Genomic DNA, 19636 nt, shown 5'->3' with positions numbered 1-19636 from the left:
ATTACCCTAAAAAATTCATCGTTTGATGCTCTGATCAAGATTATCAAACGATAGCGATGAGCCACTTTACGACTATTTTTGGATACTTTGAGTATATGGCAGTGTATAAAGATGATGAAACGAGCTTGTGGATTCGTACTATTAGTACAGGTCAGAGCAAGCTCAAACAGTTTACTCAGTTGTGGTCACTGCAAACGTTGACTGACTTGCCTGATCGCCTAAGAGCTTTGTGGCAACAGCTTATTGGGTCTTACTGGTTTATCCCAACGGCTTGTGTGATTGCAGGGATTTTGCTGGCGCCTTTATTGGTGACTGTCGATCAGCATTTCGATCGTGAAACGGTCCGAGAAATTTCTTTTGCGTTTACAGGCGATGATGATGCTGCACGCGCTATCATGACCGCTATTGCTGGTGCGGTGTTGGGCGTGGCTGGCACGACGTTTTCGATTACGATCGCCGTGCTGTCAATGGCATCATCACAATTTGGTCCGAGATTGTTACGTAATTTTTTGACAGACACTCCGAACCAGTTTGTACTCGGCGCCTTTATCGGTACCTTTAGTTACAGCCTGCTTGTCTTAAAATCCATTCACAAGTATGACGTGTCTTATGGTGTGCCACAATTAGCCGTAACCTTTGCCATTATCATGGCTATTATCTGTGCGCTGTTGCTGGTGTATTTTGTACAACATATGGTACATGCCATTCAAGCGTCTCACGTCATCCAAAATGCCAGCAACGATGCGATTAATAATATTTATTATTGGTACAGCGATCGATGCGACATCCAGCATCAACGTGATGCCGAACATCATGATGTCGAGCAGTTTCATAACTGGCCTGCCATGCCTATCTACTCACCAAGCTCAGGCTATCTACAACAAATCTACTTTGAGTCATTGATTGCGCTGTCACAAGACTACGGCGGTGTGGTACAGATGCATGTCAATCTTGGTCAATACATTACTGACAAAAATGTCATTGGATATTTTTACCAACGTCCAGCAGATCATCCAAACAATCAACAAAAAACAGCAACACCGCATCTAGCTATGATACCGCGGTCACCTGATGGGATTTTTTGGCAACGCTTTACTGGCTGCGTGCGGATAGAACAACGCCTAGCACATTCTGATGACATTGCCTATAGCTTGGGGCAAATGACTGAAATCGCAGTACGAGCATTATCTCCTGGTATCAATGACCCAAAAACAGCCGTCAACTGCGTACAGTCCTTGACAAGTTGCTTAAGTATTATGATGCGACGCCAGCCTCCAAGTCCCTATCATTTTTATATACCAAAATCAGATGATAGCTCTGAAGATGAGGTAAAGCAAAAACGATTGGCCATACTAGCCTTGGTCACTCACACCCCAAAAATATCAGATTTTATCAACGTATCACTTGGTGAAATACGCCGCTATGCAGCCGCTGATTTGATGGTGCTAAAAGCATTGTGCGAAGCAATGGTCAATCTAAACTATGCAAGGGTGAATAGTGCACAGCAACAAACGCTACTGCATGAGCTACATCTGATCAAGCGAGCTGGAGAAGAAAACTTAAACTACCAAGAATTGATAGATGACCTTGTCGCTATGTGTGAGCAAGCCAAGCAATTTATTCTTGATGAAGACGCACAGCATCAACATTTTAATTATGTCAGTGAATTTGCTGTCAATATCCGTGAAGCACTACAGTCACAGTCGAGTTAGTAATATGACAATTGGATCGCATAGCGTATTGGTAAACACGGTCCTTATCATTTCAATATTTATAGCTAAAAATCTTTACGTAACTCTCATAAGTCATGGGCTTAGGGTTAATTTTATATTCATACGAGATCTGCTTTATGGCATCTGCAACCAGCCTCACCATACTTGAAATCAGCGCCATATTTTTATCGATTACTGCCTCACTGACCTATGTCAATCATCGCTTTATCGGGTTACCAACCACGATTGGCGTGATGGTTATTTCTATATTATTGTCTATCGGTGCGATATTTTTAGGGTTTTTAGGGTTTGATCAGCTGATTGATTATGAAGTCAGTCTATTAGAGCAGCTTGATTTTACTGAGGTGCTATTAGATGGCATGCTCTCGATGTTGCTATTTGCAGGGGCGCTGCATGTCAATATTGGTGATTTGAGGCGCTATAAATTGCCTATCGGTATTCTAGCCGGACTTGGTACTATCCTATCAGCCATGCTCATTGCCACCGCGATTTATTTTATGCTGCCCCTATTCGGTTTTGGTCTACCGTTTCTTTGGTGCCTACTTTTTGGCGCCCTCATCTCCCCTACCGATCCCATTGCCGTCATGGGGATTCTTGCATCAGCAGGCGCGCCAAAAAGCATCGAAACCGTCATCGCTGGCGAGTCATTATTTAATGACGGTATCGGTGTCGTGATTTTTGTTCTATTACTGGGGATTTTATCTAGTGGCGATATTCCAACCATTAACTATGTGGCGCATACCTTGGCGGTCGAAGCTGGCGGCGGTGTCATCTTTGGATTGGTACTCGGGGCAATTTTGTACTATTTGCTAAAGAGCATCGATAGTTATCAAGAAGAAGTACTTTTGACATTAGCAGGTGTCATCGGAGGCTATGCGCTTGCGAGCCATTGGCATTTGTCAGGGCCGCTCGCTATGGTCATGATGGGGTTGATGGTTGGTAACCGCGGGCGTGCGCTTGCGATGAGTGATCAGACGCGTCATTACATTGATCTGTTTTGGGAACTGATTGATGAAATCTTAAATGCTATTTTATTCGTCCTTATTGGTCTAGAAGTAGTAATGATTGCTTATTCAGCAAACTTATTTATTGCAGGTGGTCTAACCATTGTTATTGCTCTAGTAGCTCGTTTTATCGTTGTCGGGATGACGACCAAAACGTTTCATCGCCAGCTTGATTTGCCCACTGGTGCATGGAAAGTACTAACGTGGGGTGGATTGCGCGGCGGTATCTCAGTTGCTTTAGTATTACAGCTACCCATCGGTACCGAGCGCGATATTTTATTGGCACTCACTTATGCGGTAGTAATATTTTCTATCTTGGTACAAGGTCTAAGTGTTGGCAGAGTCGCCAAGAGCATTCGTAAGGATAAAGAAATAGCAGAGGCATAAGCCAAAAATACAGCATGTATAAAAAAGCCAGCCTAAGACATGATGCTTATGCTGGCTTTTTTGAGCGTTTTAATAACTATATCAAACCCTTTCTTTTCATATTACGATAAACTACGATAATAATAATAATATTAAAGATTAATATTCCCAGTTTAAACCAATCAAATGGACTGGTTATCAGATAATAAACTTCTATAGGAATAAAGACGCCATAGCCCAGCACACCAAACCAATATGCCCATGTTTTGTCGCGCCATAAGCCATAAGCTTCTAGGAATCGCAAACTGGCATAAGCAAATATCAACAATAGAAACACTGGCCAGTTTTTGCTTGCCTGTTGGGCAATACTTACCGCACTGTCTATTTGCGGCGCAAGCAGGTGGCCAAAGGTGTGGCGCCAAGAGCCAGTCGCGGTCGTCAGCCAATGCTCAAGATCGGTATGCCACGACCACAATGCACCTGCACCTAATAATGCCCCCACACCTTTGACGACTTCATAAATAGCTACCGCTTTGATAGACTCACTGGCCGTACTGCGTGGCTTTTCTAGATGGTCAGTCATTTCACCCCCTTTATCCTTCGAGGATAGCGGCAGACTATCATCCTGTCGGGGCAAATTAGCCAAAGAACGTCTCCACAACACGTCCTTGCAGCTGCTGATTAAAAAATGGTGTGTTTTTACCATTCGATAGCATAGATTGCGCAGTCACTTGCCACTCCAGATTGGGGTCAACCAATACCGCGCCGCCGATCGCTTCATACTGCTCATGAATACCCGCAATCTTTGCAGGATTGAGACAGATTTTATCAACCAACTCTGGGAGTGTTAACACTTCATCATGAACCAGCTGACATGCCAGCGCCATAAAAGTATCAAAATTCGAGATACCTGGCGTACTCTCAGCAAATGGCGCTTTTTTCGCCGTACTGTTTAATGGTTCGTGATGACTACAGATAGCATCGATAGTGCCATCTTTTAAGCCACGGCGGATGGCTTGCTGGTCAGTATTACTACGTAGTGGAGGCAATACGTAAGCCTGAGCATTAAAGCCTTCAAGATTGTCATCAGTCAAATACAGCTGATGCATCGCAACGTCGCAAGTCACCGGCAAGCCTTTATCTTTTGCCCAGCGCATGAGCTCAATGGAAGACTTACAGGATAGCTGACTAAAATGAGCGGCTATCCCCGTCTCTTCAACCATCAATAGCTGCGTAGACAGTGCAACCGTTTCCGCAATCCAAGGAATCCCTTGCAAACCATGATAAGAAGCAATATAGCCCTCATGTGCCACGCCATCTCCAGACAGACTTGGCTCGTCAGGATAAAAGAACACTTTCATACCAAAGGTCGCCGCGTATTCTAATGTTCTTAACAATACTAAGTCATTGCGAAAAGGTCTACGCGCATTAGACACTGCGATACAGCCGCCCTTCTTAAGCCCTGCGATATTAGAGGGTCGTTCGCCCTCTAACCCTGTGGTCAATGCACCCAAAATATGTAAGTAAATCCCGCCATCACTCAAGGCACGCTCACGCAAGCCCTTTAAAAGTGAGCCATTTTCTAAAATAGGATTGGTATCAGGTGGCGTGACTACATGCAAGAACCCATTGCCACGAGCTGCCCTACCCTCTGACTCTAGCGTACCGTGTTGTTGTTGGCCCGGCTCACGCAAGCGCGCGCATAGATCTACCAATGGTGGTAGCAGCCACATCTCACGGTCAGAATCGAGTGTAGACAGTTTTTCTGTTGCAGTTTGCGGCAATGCATCTTTAAACGCTTTTGGTAAATGGTCAAAAATGGGTGCATCCGTATTAAGCATGGTAGACATAACGTTATTACCGTATCAATAAAATGAATTAAATGAGAATAAGTCGCGCAGCAAGCTGTTACTTGCCAGCCGCTTGATGAGCACGCTGACCTTCCATCGCAAGCGACAAGACCGCCATACGAATGGCAATACCGTTATTTACCTGCTTTAAGATAACGGATTGCGCGCCATCAGCCACACTAGAGGCAATCTCAACACCGCGGTTCATCGGCCCTGGGTGCATAACTAGCGCATCAGGCTTAGCAAGCGCTACTCGCTCTGGCGTGATTCCATAATGCTTATAGTATTCACTTGAGGATGCCAATAGCGGCGAACCGATACGCTCATTTTGTATTCTTAATCCCATGATGACATCACAGTCCGTGACGCACTCATCCATATTTTCATATACTTTTACGCCAAAACGCTCAATACCTTTTGGCAGTAGAGTACGCGGCGCACAAACACGGATATCTGTCACACCTAGCGTTTGCAAAGCACTGATGTCAGAGCGTGCCACGCGTGAGTGCTTAATATCACCAACGATTGCGATAGACAGCTCTTCAAATGGGCGCGGCGCCTCACGATGAATGGTCAACATGTCGAGCATTCCCTGAGTAGGATGCGCATGCCAGCCGTCGCCGCCGTTAATGATAGCAATATCAGGGGTCACTTCTGTCGCCATAAAATGCGCGGCACCTGATGCTGAATGTCGTACCACAAAAATATCTGCGGTCATCGCCTGTAGATTCCACAACGTATCGCGTAGACTCTCACCTTTTTTGGTACTAGAGCGTTCGATATCAATGTTGAGTACATTGGCACCCAAGCGTTTTTCTGCAACCTCAAATGTCGTCCGGGTACGGGTCGATGGTTCAAAGAACAAATTCATGACCGTATAGCCGTCTAATTCAGGACGGTTGATGAGCTGTCCATTTTCATCAAAGAAAGTCTCTGCTTTTGCGATAATAGCTTTGAGCTGTGCTTTATTAAGACCTTCAACACCCAAGAAATGCCTGATACTGCCATCGGTATTGAGCTGCGGACGACTCAGTGAGGTGTTGAGTCTTTGATGAATTGTATTGGGATCAAATTTTGCATAATCAGTCGGTGAGACTGGTTGTGTAGCGCTACTATCAAGAGAATTTGACATAATGGCGAGTCTTTATTGTGGGTTTATATGAGTCTGTCGTAATCGCTTATTCATCTTTGTTCGATCATTTAGCACTGATAGGCACAGAGACAAGGACATTTTGACGCTTATTTGCTACAATTTACCGTAATCAAATTCGACCAAAAATCGCCTCAGCAGACAATCAGAAAGCGTAAATAAACATGCTATATTCTCATAGAGAATAATTCTGACAAATCTATAAATGAATAACAATAGATATAGTGTAGCCGATTTTGTGGTCGGGACAAAGATACCGTATAAGCTATTTAAGAATTTACCCATTTAAGGTGTGCCAAATGCCGCTTATGGCCTTACTCTGAGACCATCCATTTTTTACTTTCCATACCCTTTATTAGGAAGCTTTATGACGACCTTAGCAGATTATCTAAACCAACATGCCTCTAGTCCTGCACTCAACGACGTAATTACCACGGTTACTAATGTTGGTAAAACCATCTCACAACTACTTAGAAAAGGTGCTCTGGCAGATATTTTAGGCGAAGCTGGTAATCAAAACGTCCAAGGCGAAGATCAAAAAAAATTGGATGTATTAGCGAACGACTTACTGCTAGATGCCTTAGCAAAAAACACCCATTGCGCTGGTGTCGCGTCAGAAGAGCTCGATGACGCGACTCCTGCTAATGATGATGGTAGCCTACTGGTGTTATTTGACCCATTAGATGGCTCATCAAATATTGATATCAATATGGCAGTAGGTACAATTTTTTCTGTTTTGCCGTATGAGCGTCAAGGTCAAACCAGTGAAAACAGCGACTATCTACAGGCAGGTAACAAACAGTTAGCAGCAGGGTACTTGTTATATGGCACCTCTACGGTACTGGCATTAACCATCGCAGATAAAGTCGTGATGTTTAGCCTAGATCCAGAAACTGAAGACTATGTGCTCATAGAAGACAACGTACAAATCGCTGCCGATACGAGCGAATATGCGATCAATAGCTCAAATTATCGCTACTGGCGCGCACCGATGCAACAGTACATCGATGAGTTAATCGCTGGCGAGACAGGCGTACGTGGACGCGATTTCAATACCCGCTGGGTCGCCGCTATGGTTGGTGACGTCCATCGTATCTTATGCCGTGGCGGTCTGTTCACTTATCCGTTTGACACCAAATATGCTCATAAAGCGGGTAAACTACGCTTGATGTATGAAGCCAACCCAATGAGCCTATTGATTGAACGCGCGGGTGGCGGCGCAACAGATGCCGTCAATCGCATCTTAGATATCGAACCCACTGACATTCATCAGCGTGTGCCTGTGGTGCTTGGTAGCAAAAATGAAGTCAATTATGTGAAAGACTTACACGTCAATTATTCTGAAAAATAATTGATTTGCACGCCTGTTAAGAACAGCCAGCAGAATGCTAAATTAATCATAGATATTTTGCTGGTCGTTTAAATAACCCCTTTACTCTTCTCTAAGCGATCCACTATGGTATTAAATCCCACCGAGCTGATTACCTCAGATAAGAACACAACCGTGAAGCTTGTAAAAGCGCTGTTGTCCCAAGCACGCCAGCGTAAAAAGAACGGTCAGACAGTCATAGAAGGCGTCCATTTGATAGATGCTGCACTGCGTAGTGACTATCCTTTTGCACAGATACTCCTGTCTGAGTCAGCGCGTAGCCACCCTGAAGTTCAGCAGGTATTAACTCGCCTGCCCACTTATACGCCTATTCTTACTTTGTCAGACTCACTTTATGAGAGTATTCGTAGCTTGGGTACAGGCATCGATATCATGGCGATTATCAAAGTACCAATGCCTAGCCTATCAATGATCGATGAAGACTGCTTAATCTTGAATGATGTACAAGATAGCGGAAATGTCGGTACGCTACTGCGCACAGCAGCTGCGGTTGGTATTCGTAATATCTTATGTACCAGTGCCACCGCTCAAGCGTGGTCTCCGAAGACGCTACGAGCAGGTATGGGTGCACAGTTTGCGCTGACTATTTTTGAGGGCTTGAGTACGCAAGATATTTTAGATCACATACAAGTGCCGCTCCTCGCGACCAGCTCACATACAGATACTATCATTTACGATCACGACTTATCTGCGCCTGTCGCTTGGATTATGGGTCATGAAGGTCAAGGCGTTTGTGACGAGCTAATGCAATGTGCCACGCCGATAGCCCTACCGCAGCCAAATGGTCAAGAGAGCTTAAATGTAGCGATTGCAGGGTCTTTATGTCTGTATGAAACCTTACGCCAAAGACAATATTCTTAGCGTCCATTTATAACTGCTATTAAAACCCTATCTATCAAGCATAAAAAAACCCACTACCAATTGATAGTGGGTTTTTTATTATCTGTCTACTACTGATGTAGTCAAAGAAGTCTAAAACAGATACAAGGCAGCCGACTGCAGATTGTACAAGTAGTACATCTAAGGAGGGTAACGCCGTAGCCGTTTAGTAGTTCTGTGACTATATATTAAACCTTGCTAGTAAGCTCGGGTAGTGCTTCAAACAAATCAGCTTCTAAGAAATAATCAGCAACGCTAGCGATAGGTGCTTCTGGGTCATTGTTGATAGCAACGATGACTTTAGAATCTTTCATACCAGCCAAATGCTGAATCGCGCCTGAGATACCAGCGGCGATATATAGCTGCGGTGCAACGATTTTACCCGTTTGACCGACCTGCATATCGTTTGGCACATATCCTGCGTCAACAGCAGCACGTGATGCACCAACAGCTGCGCCTAGCTTGTCAGCCAATGGCTCAATATATTTGGTGAAGTTTTCACCATTTGCCAATGCACGACCACCAGAAACCACGATACCAGCTGAGGTCAATTCTGGACGATCAGACTTAGCCATTTCTTCGTTCACAAAACTAGCTTTGCCAGTTTCTTGCACATTGTCGATAGTTTCAACAGTCGCTGAACCACCTTCGCTTGCTACTGGGTCAAACGCAGTCGTACGTACGGTTAGTACGACTTTGTCTTCTGTCGTTTTTACGGTTGCCGTTGCATTACCTGCATAGATAGGACGCTCAAACGTTTGCGCATCTACCACACCTGAGATTTCAGACAGCATGCTGACGTCAAGTAACGCTGCAACGCGTGGCATAAAGTTTTTACCAGTCGTAGTCGCAGCTGCTAGGATATGGCTGTAATCACCAGCGACATCAGCAACCAATAGCGCCACATTGCCTGCCAATTGATGCTCATAGGCTGCATTGTCAGCTAATAGTACTTTCGTCACGCCTTCTGCTTTTGCTGCTTCATCAGCGACTGCTTGAGCACCACTACCTGCCACTAATACATGGATGTCATCGCCGATTTGCTTAGCAGCAGCGATGGTGTTCAAAGTTGCCTTTTTTAGACTGGCATTGTCGTGTTCTGCATATACCAAAATTGCCATGGTTTTAATCCTTTATTTATTCGTATTATCTATTCATGCGGTTGTTTGTATACAAAGCTATTTGAGCGACTATTATTCAATATGAAACAAATCAGTCAAATGGATAGCTTTGTACAGGATATGCCGTAACGAAGCGTCAAATCATTAAATGACTTTTGCTTCGTTTCTTAGCTTATCGACCAACTCATCAACTGATCCTACTGTAATACCAGCTTTGCGTTCAGCAGGTGGCACGACTTTAATGATTTCTTGCTTAGATGTCATATCAACACCGAAATCCGCTGGCGTTTTTTCATCAAGCGGCTTTTTCTTCGCTTTCATGATGTTAGGCAGTTTCGCATAACGTGGCTCATTCAAACGTAGATCAGTTGTGATAACTGCTGGCAAATCAAGGGCAACCGTTTGTAGACCGCCATCGATTTCACGCGTTACGTTGACTTTGTCGCCTTCAACCTTCACTTCTGAGGCAAACGTACCCTGACCGATGCCCATCAATGCCGCTAGCATCTGACCCGTTTGGTTATTGTCGTCATCAATCGCTTGCTTACCTAGCAAGATAATATCAGTGCTTTCTGTTTCAGCGATACTTTTTAGAATCTTGGCAACTTGTAATGGATACGGTTTTTCGTCACTCACGACTAAAACGCCACGATCAGCACCCAGTGCTAGGGCTGCACGAATTTGCTCTTGCGACTCTTTTGGACCGATAGACGCGACGATGATTTCATCAATGACGCCAGCTTCTTTTAGACGAACGGCTTCTTCTACTGCAATCTCATCAAAAGGGTTAATCGACATTTTGGTGTTTGATAGATCAACGCCAGAGTTATCGGCTTTTACACGAACTTTTACGTTATAATCAATGACACGCTTGACCGCTACTAATGCTTTCATACGTTCCTCGTTTATTAATGTTATGAATTAAAAAATATCAGTTAAGAACCAAATTTTCGTTGTGGTTCAAATCGTCGTTCAAAATACTACTCAAGGTTATTACTATATCAACAGATGTATAACTAATTAAGAAAAATACGCCAATATTCGAAATTATATTAGCATTGCACTTCTTACGGATAAAATCTGCTAAAGCTAAGCCAACCGTTATTATCAGACCTATGTATCTTGCGTCAGCCTGCAGATAAGGTCAAGACAACGCCGTGAATAATGCGTCATAAATTTGTCACTATTCTATAATAAATAGTTTATAAGCACGTGATCTGGTGATTTTTCTTTGACAATAGCCTTAAGAGTCCTCCCCTTTATAGCACTCTCAATGGTATGTTTATTTAATATTTTGTTATTATTTATTTCCTAGGGTTCAACTAATAGCAGTCGTGAAGAACCCAGCATCTATATGTTGCTATTTTTGCTAAAGCCAATTAACAACTCACTATCACGTATGTCATCGAACAACGCCCAGTCAGGGGTCACGCCATTATTTTTGATGACACTCATATTGCCTGTTGTTTCCATAATGACGGCAAATATCTCCGTCTTGGCTTTGATACCGTTTTTGCGCAGCACTTCCTGAACGTCACTAGTACTTAAGTTTGCCTCTTTCAAATTATCTGCAAAGTATTCGCCATGCGCCATGAGTATAATAGCCCGATTATCTATCAGCGCTTTTAGTGGCTTCACCTTGCGTCTGATGACTGAAATGACGCCTTGAATCAAAAACAACATGGCAACTGCACACAACCCTTGCAACAGAGACGGCTTGTCAGCCAGTACAGTCGACGCCAATATACTGCCAATGCCGACCGTCATTGCAAAATCATGGCTTGATAGCTTGGAGAAACTACGTAGACCCATCAATCGGGTACAGAGCATCAAACCAATATAGAAGCCCACCGCAGATAAAGAAATACCTAGTGCTTGTTGCCAGTCAATTGAAAACCAAGTTTCCCATTTCATAATAGAACCTTATTTATTATTGAGTCAGTACCTATTATGAACTGATGATTATTAAGAAAATCAATCAAACGCTACTTCAGACAAAATGATATAAAAAAAGCAACCTGATGAGAGGTTGCTTTTTTTTAAAGTCGATACAGTATTTTTATTGTTTTAACAAACAAAGTAATCAATGCATATTGGTAATCTTATTATTATTAAGCTTACTGAAAATCAGTTAACTTAATAGTAAATGAGATTAGATAGCTTCGATTTGCTCAGCTTGTGGGCCTTTTTTGCCATCACCTAAGATGAAAGACACTTTTTGGCCTTCGGCTAGCGTTTTGAAACCGTTACCTTGGATAGCGCTGTAGTGAGCGAATACGTCTTGTCCACCATTGTCTTGAGCGATAAAACCAAAACCTTTAGCTTCATTAAACCACTTTACAGTGCCTTCAACTTTATCTGACATAAATTTTCCTGACTCTTTAACTGTTGGCGAGACTTGTGTCATCACCGATTAATTGATATATACCCATGCATCTTTTGCTGAACGCTACGGTTCAAAATTTCAAATAATCTAAGAGAAAACCTGAATTTTTTACCTCAAATACTTTGAGTACAATCTGATTATAACAGTTTTCTATACAGGTAACAGTCTAAATTGATGATTTTTGTAAATAAATTCTAGGTATCAGAACCTATTAAAATAGCTAGCACTTTTGCCGTTATCACATTGATATTAAATAAATTTTTAATATCTAAATATTAGGCTGTAATTATGGAAGCATCGTTAAATACAAAAAGAAAGACCGTTATAAGCCAAAAACTCAGTCATTGCCTATTGCAATATCGGTAACCATGGTGAACTTAATACAAGCAAACATAGCCCAAAAAATATCAACGAAAATGACTGACTATAAGCAATATATTTGGCCGGTATGACCAAGTCTTTAGGAGAATCAGGGATACCTTTGCGCTTTAATAGTCGCGTACCGTAGACCCAACCAAAGGTCGTGTAAATGCCATAAGCGGCAGGTACAGCAATCGCGAGCGGTGCCAAATCAATCACGTATAGGACAACTACAGAGATAAAGAACCAGATGGTATCTAAGATTGAACTGATTTGGAAAAACTTAGATTCAGGCAGTTTACCATCGGTTTTCTTAAGCATTTCCCCTTCTATCCAAATTAAAACTGCTACTACAGCGCTAAGAGTAATATACACGAATTGCGGCGTTAGCCAGTCTGGATAAGATATTTGCACAACATACAACCTGTAATCTATAGAAAATATGAATGAGGGCTCATCTACTTTGATCAATCAAAGATAAATAAGCACAGTAAAAGCCCACTGGCTAATGTGAAGATGCCTGCCTATATTGGGCAGTTTTTACTGGTTTTCAACCAACACATATAGCGTTGTAACCATATGCTAAAAGTAGGACATAAAAAACCCGCGCTATCAGGTGATAACACGGGTTATTTAATAAATTATCAAATACTCTATTTAAGTAGTATCGAATTAGTTTTTGTCTTTATCGATGATTTTGTTACCACCGATCCAAGGCATCATACCACGTAGCTTGGCACCAGTAGTCTCAATTTGATGCTCAGCATTGTTACGACGACGCGCAGTCATTGATGGGTAGTTGGTTGCGCCTTCAGAGATGAACATTTTCGCGTATTCACCAGATTGGATGCGTTTTAGCGCGTTACGCATGGCTTCACGTGACTGCTCATTGATGACTTCAGGACCAGTGACATATTCGCCGTACTCAGCGTTGTTACTGATTGAATAGTTCATGTCAGCGATACCGCCTTCATACATCAAATCAACAATTAGCTTTAGCTCATGTATACACTCAAAATAAGCCATTTCTGGTGCATAGCCTGCTTCTGTTAGCGTCTCAAAGCCCATTTTGACTAGCTCTACTGCACCGCCACAAAGAACCGCTTGCTCACCGAACAAGTCAGTTTCAGTCTCATCTTTAAATGTGGTTTCGATGATGCCTGAGCGACCACCACCAACACCAGCAGCGTATGATAGTGCTAACTGTTTGGCTTGACCTGAAGCATCTTGGTAGATTGCGATAAGATCAGGGATACCACCGCCTTTAGTAAACTCTGAACGTACGGTATGACCTGGTGCTTTTGGCGCAACCATAATCACATCAAGATCGCCGCGTGGTACGACTTGGTTGTAATGGATCGCAAAACCATGCGCGAAAGCCAATGTCGCGCCTTCTTTGATGTTTGGCTCGATCACATCATTATAAAGCTCTTTTTGGAATTCATCAGGCGTCAAAATCATGATAACGTCAGCAGCTTTTACAGCTTCTTCTACTTCAGCGACTTTTAGGCCCGCATTTTCAGCTTTTTTCCATGAACCTGAGTTGGCACGTAGACCAACCGTTACATCAACGTCTGAGTCTTGTAGGTTGAGCGCGTGCGCATGGCCTTGTGAACCATAACCGATAATGGCAACTTTTTTACCTTGGATAATTGATAGATCACAATCTTTGTCATAAAAAACGTTCATAAATAGAGTCCTTGTCCTCAATCATGGCGTACCATGGATAGTAGGCGCTTATACTGTAATCAAGATAGTGACTAAGATAAGCGCTTTGTTGATTTAGATAAATATTTTTTGATTAAAATATAGCTTGATTAAAATAGGTCGTAATAAATACTAGGTGCTAAGTGTTTTTTCGCCGCGAGCAATACCAATCACACCCGAGCGAACCACTTCCATAATACGCTCACGTCCAAGTACGTCAATAAAACCATCAAGTTTGGCTTTATCACCAACGATTTGAATCGTATATAAGTTGGCATTCACATCGACAATCTGTGCACGGAAAATATCTGCGCTGCGTTTCACCTCTTCACGTACGCTGCCAGTCGCTCGTACTTTAATGAGCATCAACTCACGCTCAACGTGTACATTCTCCGTCAGATTATGCACTTTAACCACTTCAATCAATTTATGCAATTGTTTGGTGATTTGTTCAATTCTTTCTGGTGAAGTAATGGTTGTCAACGTCAGACGTGAAATACTTGGGTCATCAGTAGGTGCGACGTTTAGCGTTTCGATATTGTAGCCACGCTGTGAGAACAAGCCGACTAGACGCGACAACGAACCCGCTTCGTTTTCCATCAATACCGAAATCAGATGTTGTTGTTGCATTAGGTACGCTCCCCTTTTGTTAACCACATATCACGCATTGCCTGTCCAGCGATTTGCATCGGATATACATGCTCATTACGATCGACATAAACGTCGATAAATACCAGTTTGTCTTTCATTGCCATGGCTTCAGCCAACTGTGCTTCCATGGTCGCCGGGTCAGTAATCTTGATACCGACATGACCATAACTTTCAGCCAATTTGACAAAGTCTGGTAAGGAGTTCATATAAGACTGAGCATGGCGACCTTCATACAGCATATCCTGCCACTGCTTGACCATACCTAGCTGTGCGTTATTCAAGTTCAGGATCTTGACTGGTAAGTTGTATTGTAAGCAAGTTGATAGCTCTTGGATATTCATCTGAATAGAGCCTTCACCTGTGACACACACCACATCACGCTCAGGATTGGCAAGCTTTGCTGCCATGGCATACGGCAAGCCAACGCCCATCGTACCTAGGCCACCTGAGTTCAGCCATTGGCGAGGCTCATTATAAGTGTAGTAAAGGGCTGCGAACATCTGATGCTGACCGACGTCACTGGTAATAATCGCATTGCCATCCGTGACCTTGCACAGGGCTTGTACAGCGCTTTGTGGCTTAATACCATTATCTGTACTGGTGTCATAACGCAGACCATGACGCTTACGCCATTCGTTGATCTGTGACCACCAATCGAGCAATGCATGTTGCTCTAACTGCTTATCTTCTCCAACAATCTCTAGCATATCGGTTAAGACAGATTTTACATCGCCAACGATAGGAATATGCGCAAGAATGGTTTTTGAGATCGAAGCAGGATCGATGTCGATATGAATAATCGTCGCATTCGGACAGAATTTCTTGACGTTATTGGTCACACGGTCATCGAAACGCGCACCAACTGCCAAGATAACATCAGCGTGATGCATGCTCATGTTGGCTTCATAAGTACCATGCATGCCAAGCATACCTAGGAACTGACGATCAGAGCCTGGGAACGTACCAAGACCCATCAATGTATTGGTCACTGGCAAGTTCAGACGATGAGCAAGGTCGGTTAGCTCTTCGTGGGCATTACTCCAAATCACACCACCGCCTGCATATACGACAGGACGCTGGGCAGATAGTAGTGTCTCAACCGCTTTTTTGATTTGACCACTATGACCTTTGAGTGAAGGCTGGTAAGAGCGTATAAATACCTCTTCTGGATACTCATAGGCAAACTTTTCACTAGGAGCAGTCATGTCTTTTGGCACGTCAATGACAACAGGGCCTGGGCGTCCAGACTGTGCAATATAAAAGGCTTTTTTGACAATCATCGGAATTTCGCTAGCATGGCGTACTTGGAAACTATGCTTAACGATCGGACGTGATACACCGACCATATCCGTTTCTTGGAAAGCGTCTTCCCCGATTAGACTACTTGGCACCTGACCTGAAATCACGACCATCGGTACTGAATCCATAAAAGCTGTCGCAATCGCGGTAACCGTATTGGTTGCACCAGGTCCTGAGGTTGCCAGTACGACCCCCGTCTCACCAGTAACTCGTGAATAAGCATCCGCCATGTGACCAGCAGCCTGCTCATGGCGCACTAAGATGTGTTCAATGGCTTCTTGCTGAAATAGCGCATCATAGATGTGCAGAACGGCACCGCCTGGATAACCAAAGATATATTTGACACCTTCGTCTGTCAGCGCTTGTACCAGCATTTCAGCGCCCGATAGCATCACAGGCTGTGAGCTGCCTTCTGCAAGACGTTGTTGCTTTTCTTCAAAATTTTTGGCGGCATTACCCGTTTGGGTATGTCCCGTCATATTCGGACTTTGCGTGGTTTGCGTCACTGTCATCACCTTTTTTTGCGGCGAGGATTTGCGGTATTCTATGACAAGAGATAATCCCATATAGGTATTACTTCCAAACTCATAAAATGATCGCTAATCCTTGTCCATATCAAGAATATTTGCCTATTATATTTGAGCAACGTTGTTTTTTAAGACAGCAAATTACTCAAACACAGCAATGTATTTAAGGTCAGCTTTGTGATGGATGTTTATCGATATACAGTGACAAGATGCGGGCGCACCTATAAAGAAGCTTATTATTGAATATTCATGCAAGCAAGTACGGATAATAAATTCATTGATACAGATGCATCGATATAGATGAAATGACTTTTATAGCCAAATACGGTGTCACAAGCTCAGTAGAACTGATGACAAGGCTTTAAGGAAATCTCATACCTAATATTATATCGTGTTTCATACAACTGCTAGAATCACATTTAGCACATGTCAAATAATAAGTTTATCTTAGTCATTGTAGACAGATAAGTCCGGAGACGATGATCAGCTATCAATAGTAATCGTTCTGCTACTACATCTGCTATATCATTATCACAAAGGAAATAAAACTGCGTAAGCTACCGATAAGTAACCCGTAGTTCTCATTCTCAAGTGCCACGGCAATATCATAAAAGCCGCTCACTGACCAATCAACATCTATTATATTCGATTGTTTGTCTGTTATTGTCAAGAAAAACTTCTAAAGCCTATCCCAAACTATTAGTTATTAAATAATATACATTGATAATTATTATTTGCTAAAATCGGAAGTCGATACATTAGTGCTGCTAATAAAGTGCTCAAATGCTATATTTACCCTTATACAAATTTGCTTTTATAAAACAAGAGGATTGCTGCTATGGCATATGCGTCTAAAATAGCTACCGCTACCAAACTGCTAACAAGTACTGCGTGTATGCTAATGCTGTCCATGAATGCCAGTCAGGCTATTCAAGTTTACAAATCCATTGGCGCACATGGCGAAGTTAAATATAGCCAGCACGCACCGCAAAATGGTAAAAATATTGAATTGATTGAGTTTCGTAGTGACGGTAGACAAAACAACGCCGGAGAAATGGCAGGCAAAACCGATGCCAGCCAAAGCAATAATACTCAAACGGCAGAAGAGCAGCGTGTAGCAGCGCTCGAAGCACGTATCAAAGAACAAGAAGCGCAAGCCAATGCCCAGCGCTGTCAATCATTGCGTAACAACCTAACCAACTTAAATGTTGGCGGCCGTATCTATGAGATGGATGCAAATGGCAAGCGTCAGTACTTAGATGGCCGTGAGATTGAGCTAAAACGTGAACGTGTACAGCAGGCAATCGACCAATATTGTGGCAGCGCTACGACCTAATCTTTATACTAATGATGGTTACTCAACCATCATTAGTTGCATAACATGACGAATGGCTGCTGGCATATCTTGAGCTTGTAGCCCTCGTTGTCCAATCAATAGCTTATTGTCACTACGACATTCATCACCTTGATTAACCAGTGTGTCCCCTGCAAACCCATGAATAAGCACTGCCTGAGATAAACTGCGCGACTCTGCTGCTAAGTCTTGTTGTGCTAATAATCCAGCAGTTACTCCAGATAGAACATCACCCATGCCAGCGGTTGCCATACCAGCATTGCCCGCATCACAAACATATACTTGTGCTCGTCCTGATTTTTGCTCCAAAACTAGCGACCCTGCTCCTTTTAATACCCAGTTACCACCATAAACAGCAGCGCATTTTTTTATGGCTTGCAATCTATCACTTTCTACCTCGCTTATTTTTTGATCGAGCAATCTAGCCGTCTCACCACTGTGCGGTGTCAAGCAAACTCGATGATTGATGCTATGTTCGCGAAGCTCTGTTACCAGTTCATGATTGTCCATTTGCAGCGAGGCCAAATGATAAAGACCGTCTGCATCGATCACTATTGATTTTTCATGAGCTATCGCAGTCTGTATGTAGTCAATAAATAGCGCCTTTGCTTTTTCGTCACGGCCCAATCCCATACCAATAGCGACAACACTGGCTTGCTTGATGAGTGCCTTTACCCCATCTGCATCATACAAATTAATTGTCATCGCATCTGGCAGTGACGTTAGTAATGCACCATGAAAAGCCTCATGACAGGCAACGGTTATTTTACCAGCGCCAGTTGCCATGGTGCTTGAGGCAGACAGTATCGCAGCACCGCCCATCCCTTGAGAGCCACCAACGCGATTTCCACCGATGATTAGCGCATGACCGTAGCTACCTTTGTAACTATTTTGGCGGCGCGCCTGCACACTATGTGCAGCCGTCAGTAGCGTGGCAACAGGTTCAAATGCTTCAATAGCATTTTTATCAGATATTTTGTGAGGTCTAGCTGTTTGATAAGGTATTAACGGTATATCGATTATGTCTCCGCTATAATCCGTACCATCTTTGGTATGCAAACCGAATTTGCGTGCAATCAGGCATAAGGTGACATCAGCTTGTACTGCTATACGATCGAACACCTCACCAGTAGAAGCCACCAATCCACTTGGAATATCGACGGCGACTGCTAGTGCCTTATGCTGCTGAGTAGTACGATTAAAAGTACTAATAGCCTCTTTATAGATACCTTCTGGAGCACGATCTAGCCCAATACCAAACAGTGCATCAATATAAATATCAGCTGATAAAGCCATTTTTTCTGAATCATTATGACTGCTATAAATCTCTTCAAAACGTTGATAATGACAGTTGGCAGATAGCGCTATTTGAAGAGCCTTTGTTGCGTCAGTCATATTGCTACTGTCGCTGTCTTTGCTGTTAGAAGTGACTGATTTATCATCAATAACAAAATCGTTTTCATCAAAACCAACGGCAATTACTTCTACTTGCCAGCCAGCTTGTTGCAGATAGTGAGCAATGAGCCAACCGTCCCCGCCATTATTACCCTTACCTACCCAGACACTTACTCGGCGCAAACGCTCCGTACGATGATAAACGTTGGTATTAGCAGAATGATTAGCATTGAGACATTTTTGTTCATGAAGCAGCTCTATCTGCTGTGCCATTTGCCAAGCTGCTTGCTGCATTAAGCCAAAACTATCATATCCTCGAGCAAACCACGCTTGCTCCATGGCATAGAGTTGCTCACTACTATAAAGCGCAACGGGTTTTGTATTTTTTATCGTTGATAAATTGGTCCAGTTTTTCATTTATTATCCTCGGCTATATTTTTCTGATATTTTTATGGTGTTGAAAA

Annotated in this window: 17 protein-coding genes; 5 read left to right on the top strand and 12 right to left on the bottom strand. The window is 43.1% G+C overall.

The features are described 5' to 3' along the window. Positions 1-56: 56 nt before the first annotated feature. Together JMX83_RS03825 and JMX83_RS03820 are read left to right on the top strand one after the other, a co-directional pair. Positions 57-1712: a DUF2254 domain-containing protein gene (locus JMX83_RS03825; RefSeq protein WP_227675708.1), complete on the top strand. Its 1656-nt coding sequence runs from the start codon at positions 57-59 to the stop codon at positions 1710-1712. Positions 1713-1849: 137 nt separating this feature from the next. Next, positions 1850-3124: a cation:proton antiporter gene (locus JMX83_RS03820; RefSeq protein ID WP_201599235.1), complete on the top strand. Its 1275-nt coding sequence runs from the start codon at positions 1850-1852 to the stop codon at positions 3122-3124. 76 nt (positions 3125-3200) lie between these two features. On the opposite strand, the gene JMX83_RS03815 is transcribed toward JMX83_RS03820, so the two are convergent. Genes JMX83_RS03815 through JMX83_RS03805 form a run of 3 tightly spaced genes read right to left on the bottom strand, consistent with a single transcriptional unit; the run spans position 3201 to position 6085 of the window. Continuing rightward, entirely contained in the window at positions 3201-3686 is a 486-nt protein-coding gene (locus JMX83_RS03815; RefSeq protein WP_227675707.1) for a DUF2127 domain-containing protein, read from the bottom strand. A gap of 55 nt (positions 3687-3741) precedes the next feature. Next, positions 3742-4953, bottom strand: a complete 1212-nt coding sequence (locus JMX83_RS03810; RefSeq protein ID WP_201599233.1) for a dihydroorotase — start codon at positions 4951-4953, stop codon at positions 3742-3744. Between the two features lie 58 nt (positions 4954-5011). Continuing rightward, positions 5012-6085 (bottom strand): aspartate carbamoyltransferase catalytic subunit, encoded by a 1074-nt coding sequence (locus JMX83_RS03805; protein WP_071003207.1) that lies wholly within the window; start codon positions 6083-6085, stop codon positions 5012-5014. A gap of 385 nt (positions 6086-6470) precedes the next feature. On the opposite strand from JMX83_RS03805, the gene JMX83_RS03800 reads away from it, so the two are divergent. Beyond that, positions 6471-7454, top strand: coding sequence for a class 1 fructose-bisphosphatase (locus tag JMX83_RS03800; RefSeq protein ID WP_201599232.1), 984 nt, complete (start codon positions 6471-6473; stop codon positions 7452-7454). A 105-nt stretch (positions 7455-7559) separates the two neighbouring features. Beyond that, positions 7560-8354, top strand: a complete 795-nt coding sequence (locus tag JMX83_RS03795; protein WP_201599231.1) for a TrmH family RNA methyltransferase — start codon at positions 7560-7562, stop codon at positions 8352-8354. 206 nt (positions 8355-8560) lie between these two features. Here JMX83_RS03795 and JMX83_RS03790 read toward each other — a convergent pair whose 3' ends face one another. The 8 genes from JMX83_RS03790 to JMX83_RS03755 form a co-directional block, all read right to left on the bottom strand. Continuing rightward, complete coding sequence (locus tag JMX83_RS03790; RefSeq protein ID WP_058025379.1) at positions 8561-9493, bottom strand: electron transfer flavoprotein subunit alpha/FixB family protein; 933 nt, start codon at positions 9491-9493, stop codon at positions 8561-8563. Positions 9494-9637: 144 nt separating this feature from the next. Continuing rightward, on the bottom strand, positions 9638-10387 hold the full coding sequence (locus tag JMX83_RS03785; RefSeq protein WP_193011083.1) for an electron transfer flavoprotein subunit beta/FixA family protein: 750 nt from the start codon (positions 10385-10387) through the stop codon (positions 9638-9640). A gap of 456 nt (positions 10388-10843) precedes the next feature. Continuing rightward, entirely contained in the window at positions 10844-11407 is a 564-nt protein-coding gene (locus JMX83_RS03780; RefSeq protein WP_201599230.1) for a DUF421 domain-containing protein, read from the bottom strand. Positions 11408-11645: 238 nt separating this feature from the next. Next, on the bottom strand, positions 11646-11858 hold the full coding sequence (locus JMX83_RS03775) for a cold-shock protein (protein ID WP_057758834.1): 213 nt from the start codon (positions 11856-11858) through the stop codon (positions 11646-11648). Between the two features lie 369 nt (positions 11859-12227). Next, positions 12228-12560: a hypothetical protein gene (locus tag JMX83_RS03770; RefSeq protein ID WP_227675705.1), complete on the bottom strand. Its 333-nt coding sequence runs from the start codon at positions 12558-12560 to the stop codon at positions 12228-12230. Between the two features lie 351 nt (positions 12561-12911). Continuing rightward, positions 12912-13928, bottom strand: coding sequence for a ketol-acid reductoisomerase (gene ilvC, locus JMX83_RS03765; RefSeq protein ID WP_201599228.1), 1017 nt, complete (start codon positions 13926-13928; stop codon positions 12912-12914). A 150-nt stretch (positions 13929-14078) separates the two neighbouring features. Continuing rightward, positions 14079-14576 (bottom strand): acetolactate synthase small subunit, encoded by a 498-nt coding sequence (gene ilvN, locus JMX83_RS03760; RefSeq protein WP_075106943.1) that lies wholly within the window; start codon positions 14574-14576, stop codon positions 14079-14081. After that, complete coding sequence (locus tag JMX83_RS03755) at positions 14576-16288, bottom strand: acetolactate synthase 3 large subunit (RefSeq protein WP_201599257.1); 1713 nt, start codon at positions 16286-16288, stop codon at positions 14576-14578. Before JMX83_RS03755 ends, ilvN begins: the two co-directional genes overlap by 1 nt. Positions 16289-17261: 973 nt before the next feature. On the opposite strand from JMX83_RS03755, the gene JMX83_RS03750 reads away from it, so the two are divergent. Next, positions 17262-17759 (top strand): DUF4124 domain-containing protein, encoded by a 498-nt coding sequence (locus JMX83_RS03750; protein ID WP_201599227.1) that lies wholly within the window; start codon positions 17262-17264, stop codon positions 17757-17759. Positions 17760-17777: 18 nt separating this feature from the next. On the opposite strand, the gene JMX83_RS03745 is transcribed toward JMX83_RS03750, so the two are convergent. Next, complete coding sequence (locus tag JMX83_RS03745) at positions 17778-19589, bottom strand: NAD(P)H-hydrate dehydratase (protein WP_201599226.1); 1812 nt, start codon at positions 19587-19589, stop codon at positions 17778-17780. Positions 19590-19636: the final 47 nt, after the last annotated feature.

The sequence above is a fragment of the Psychrobacter piscatorii genome, from assembly GCF_904846415.1.
In the GTDB taxonomy this organism is placed as follows: Bacteria; Pseudomonadota; Gammaproteobacteria; order Pseudomonadales; family Moraxellaceae; genus Psychrobacter; species Psychrobacter piscatorii.
Note: the sequence above shows the minus strand (reverse complement) of the source record. Positions and strands in the feature narration are given on the sequence as shown.

What these genes read in the sequence shown, in the direction of transcription:
- ilvN (WP_075106943.1), bottom strand. Translation starts at nt 14,576, where the DNA reads ATGCAACAACAACATCTGATTTCGGTATTGATGGAAAACGAAGCGGGT.
- JMX83_RS03800 (WP_201599232.1), top strand. Translation starts at nt 6,471, where the DNA reads ATGACGACCTTAGCAGATTATCTAAACCAACATGCCTCTAGTCCTGCA.
- JMX83_RS03770 (WP_227675705.1), bottom strand. Translation starts at nt 12,560, where the DNA reads ATGCTTAAGAAAACCGATGGTAAACTGCCTGAATCTAAGTTTTTCCAA.
- JMX83_RS03755 (WP_201599257.1), bottom strand. Translation starts at nt 16,288, where the DNA reads ATGCTATCGGGCGCTGAAATGCTGGTACAAGCGCTGACAGACGAAGGT.
- JMX83_RS03820 (WP_201599235.1), top strand. Translation starts at nt 1,850, where the DNA reads ATGGCATCTGCAACCAGCCTCACCATACTTGAAATCAGCGCCATATTT.
- JMX83_RS03785 (WP_193011083.1), bottom strand. Translation starts at nt 10,387, where the DNA reads ATGAAAGCATTAGTAGCGGTCAAGCGTGTCATTGATTATAACGTAAAA.
- JMX83_RS03810 (WP_201599233.1), bottom strand. Translation starts at nt 4,953, where the DNA reads ATGTCTACCATGCTTAATACGGATGCACCCATTTTTGACCATTTACCA.
- JMX83_RS03775 (WP_057758834.1), bottom strand. Translation starts at nt 11,858, where the DNA reads ATGTCAGATAAAGTTGAAGGCACTGTAAAGTGGTTTAATGAAGCTAAA.
- JMX83_RS03815 (WP_227675707.1), bottom strand. Translation starts at nt 3,686, where the DNA reads ATGACTGACCATCTAGAAAAGCCACGCAGTACGGCCAGTGAGTCTATC.
- JMX83_RS03825 (WP_227675708.1), top strand. Translation starts at nt 57, where the DNA reads ATGAGCCACTTTACGACTATTTTTGGATACTTTGAGTATATGGCAGTG.
- JMX83_RS03750 (WP_201599227.1), top strand. Translation starts at nt 17,262, where the DNA reads ATGGCATATGCGTCTAAAATAGCTACCGCTACCAAACTGCTAACAAGT.
- JMX83_RS03790 (WP_058025379.1), bottom strand. Translation starts at nt 9,493, where the DNA reads ATGGCAATTTTGGTATATGCAGAACACGACAATGCCAGTCTAAAAAAG.
- ilvC (WP_201599228.1), bottom strand. Translation starts at nt 13,928, where the DNA reads ATGAACGTTTTTTATGACAAAGATTGTGATCTATCAATTATCCAAGGT.
- JMX83_RS03745 (WP_201599226.1), bottom strand. Translation starts at nt 19,589, where the DNA reads ATGAAAAACTGGACCAATTTATCAACGATAAAAAATACAAAACCCGTT.
- JMX83_RS03795 (WP_201599231.1), top strand. Translation starts at nt 7,560, where the DNA reads ATGGTATTAAATCCCACCGAGCTGATTACCTCAGATAAGAACACAACC.
- JMX83_RS03805 (WP_071003207.1), bottom strand. Translation starts at nt 6,085, where the DNA reads ATGTCAAATTCTCTTGATAGTAGCGCTACACAACCAGTCTCACCGACT.
- JMX83_RS03780 (WP_201599230.1), bottom strand. Translation starts at nt 11,407, where the DNA reads ATGAAATGGGAAACTTGGTTTTCAATTGACTGGCAACAAGCACTAGGT.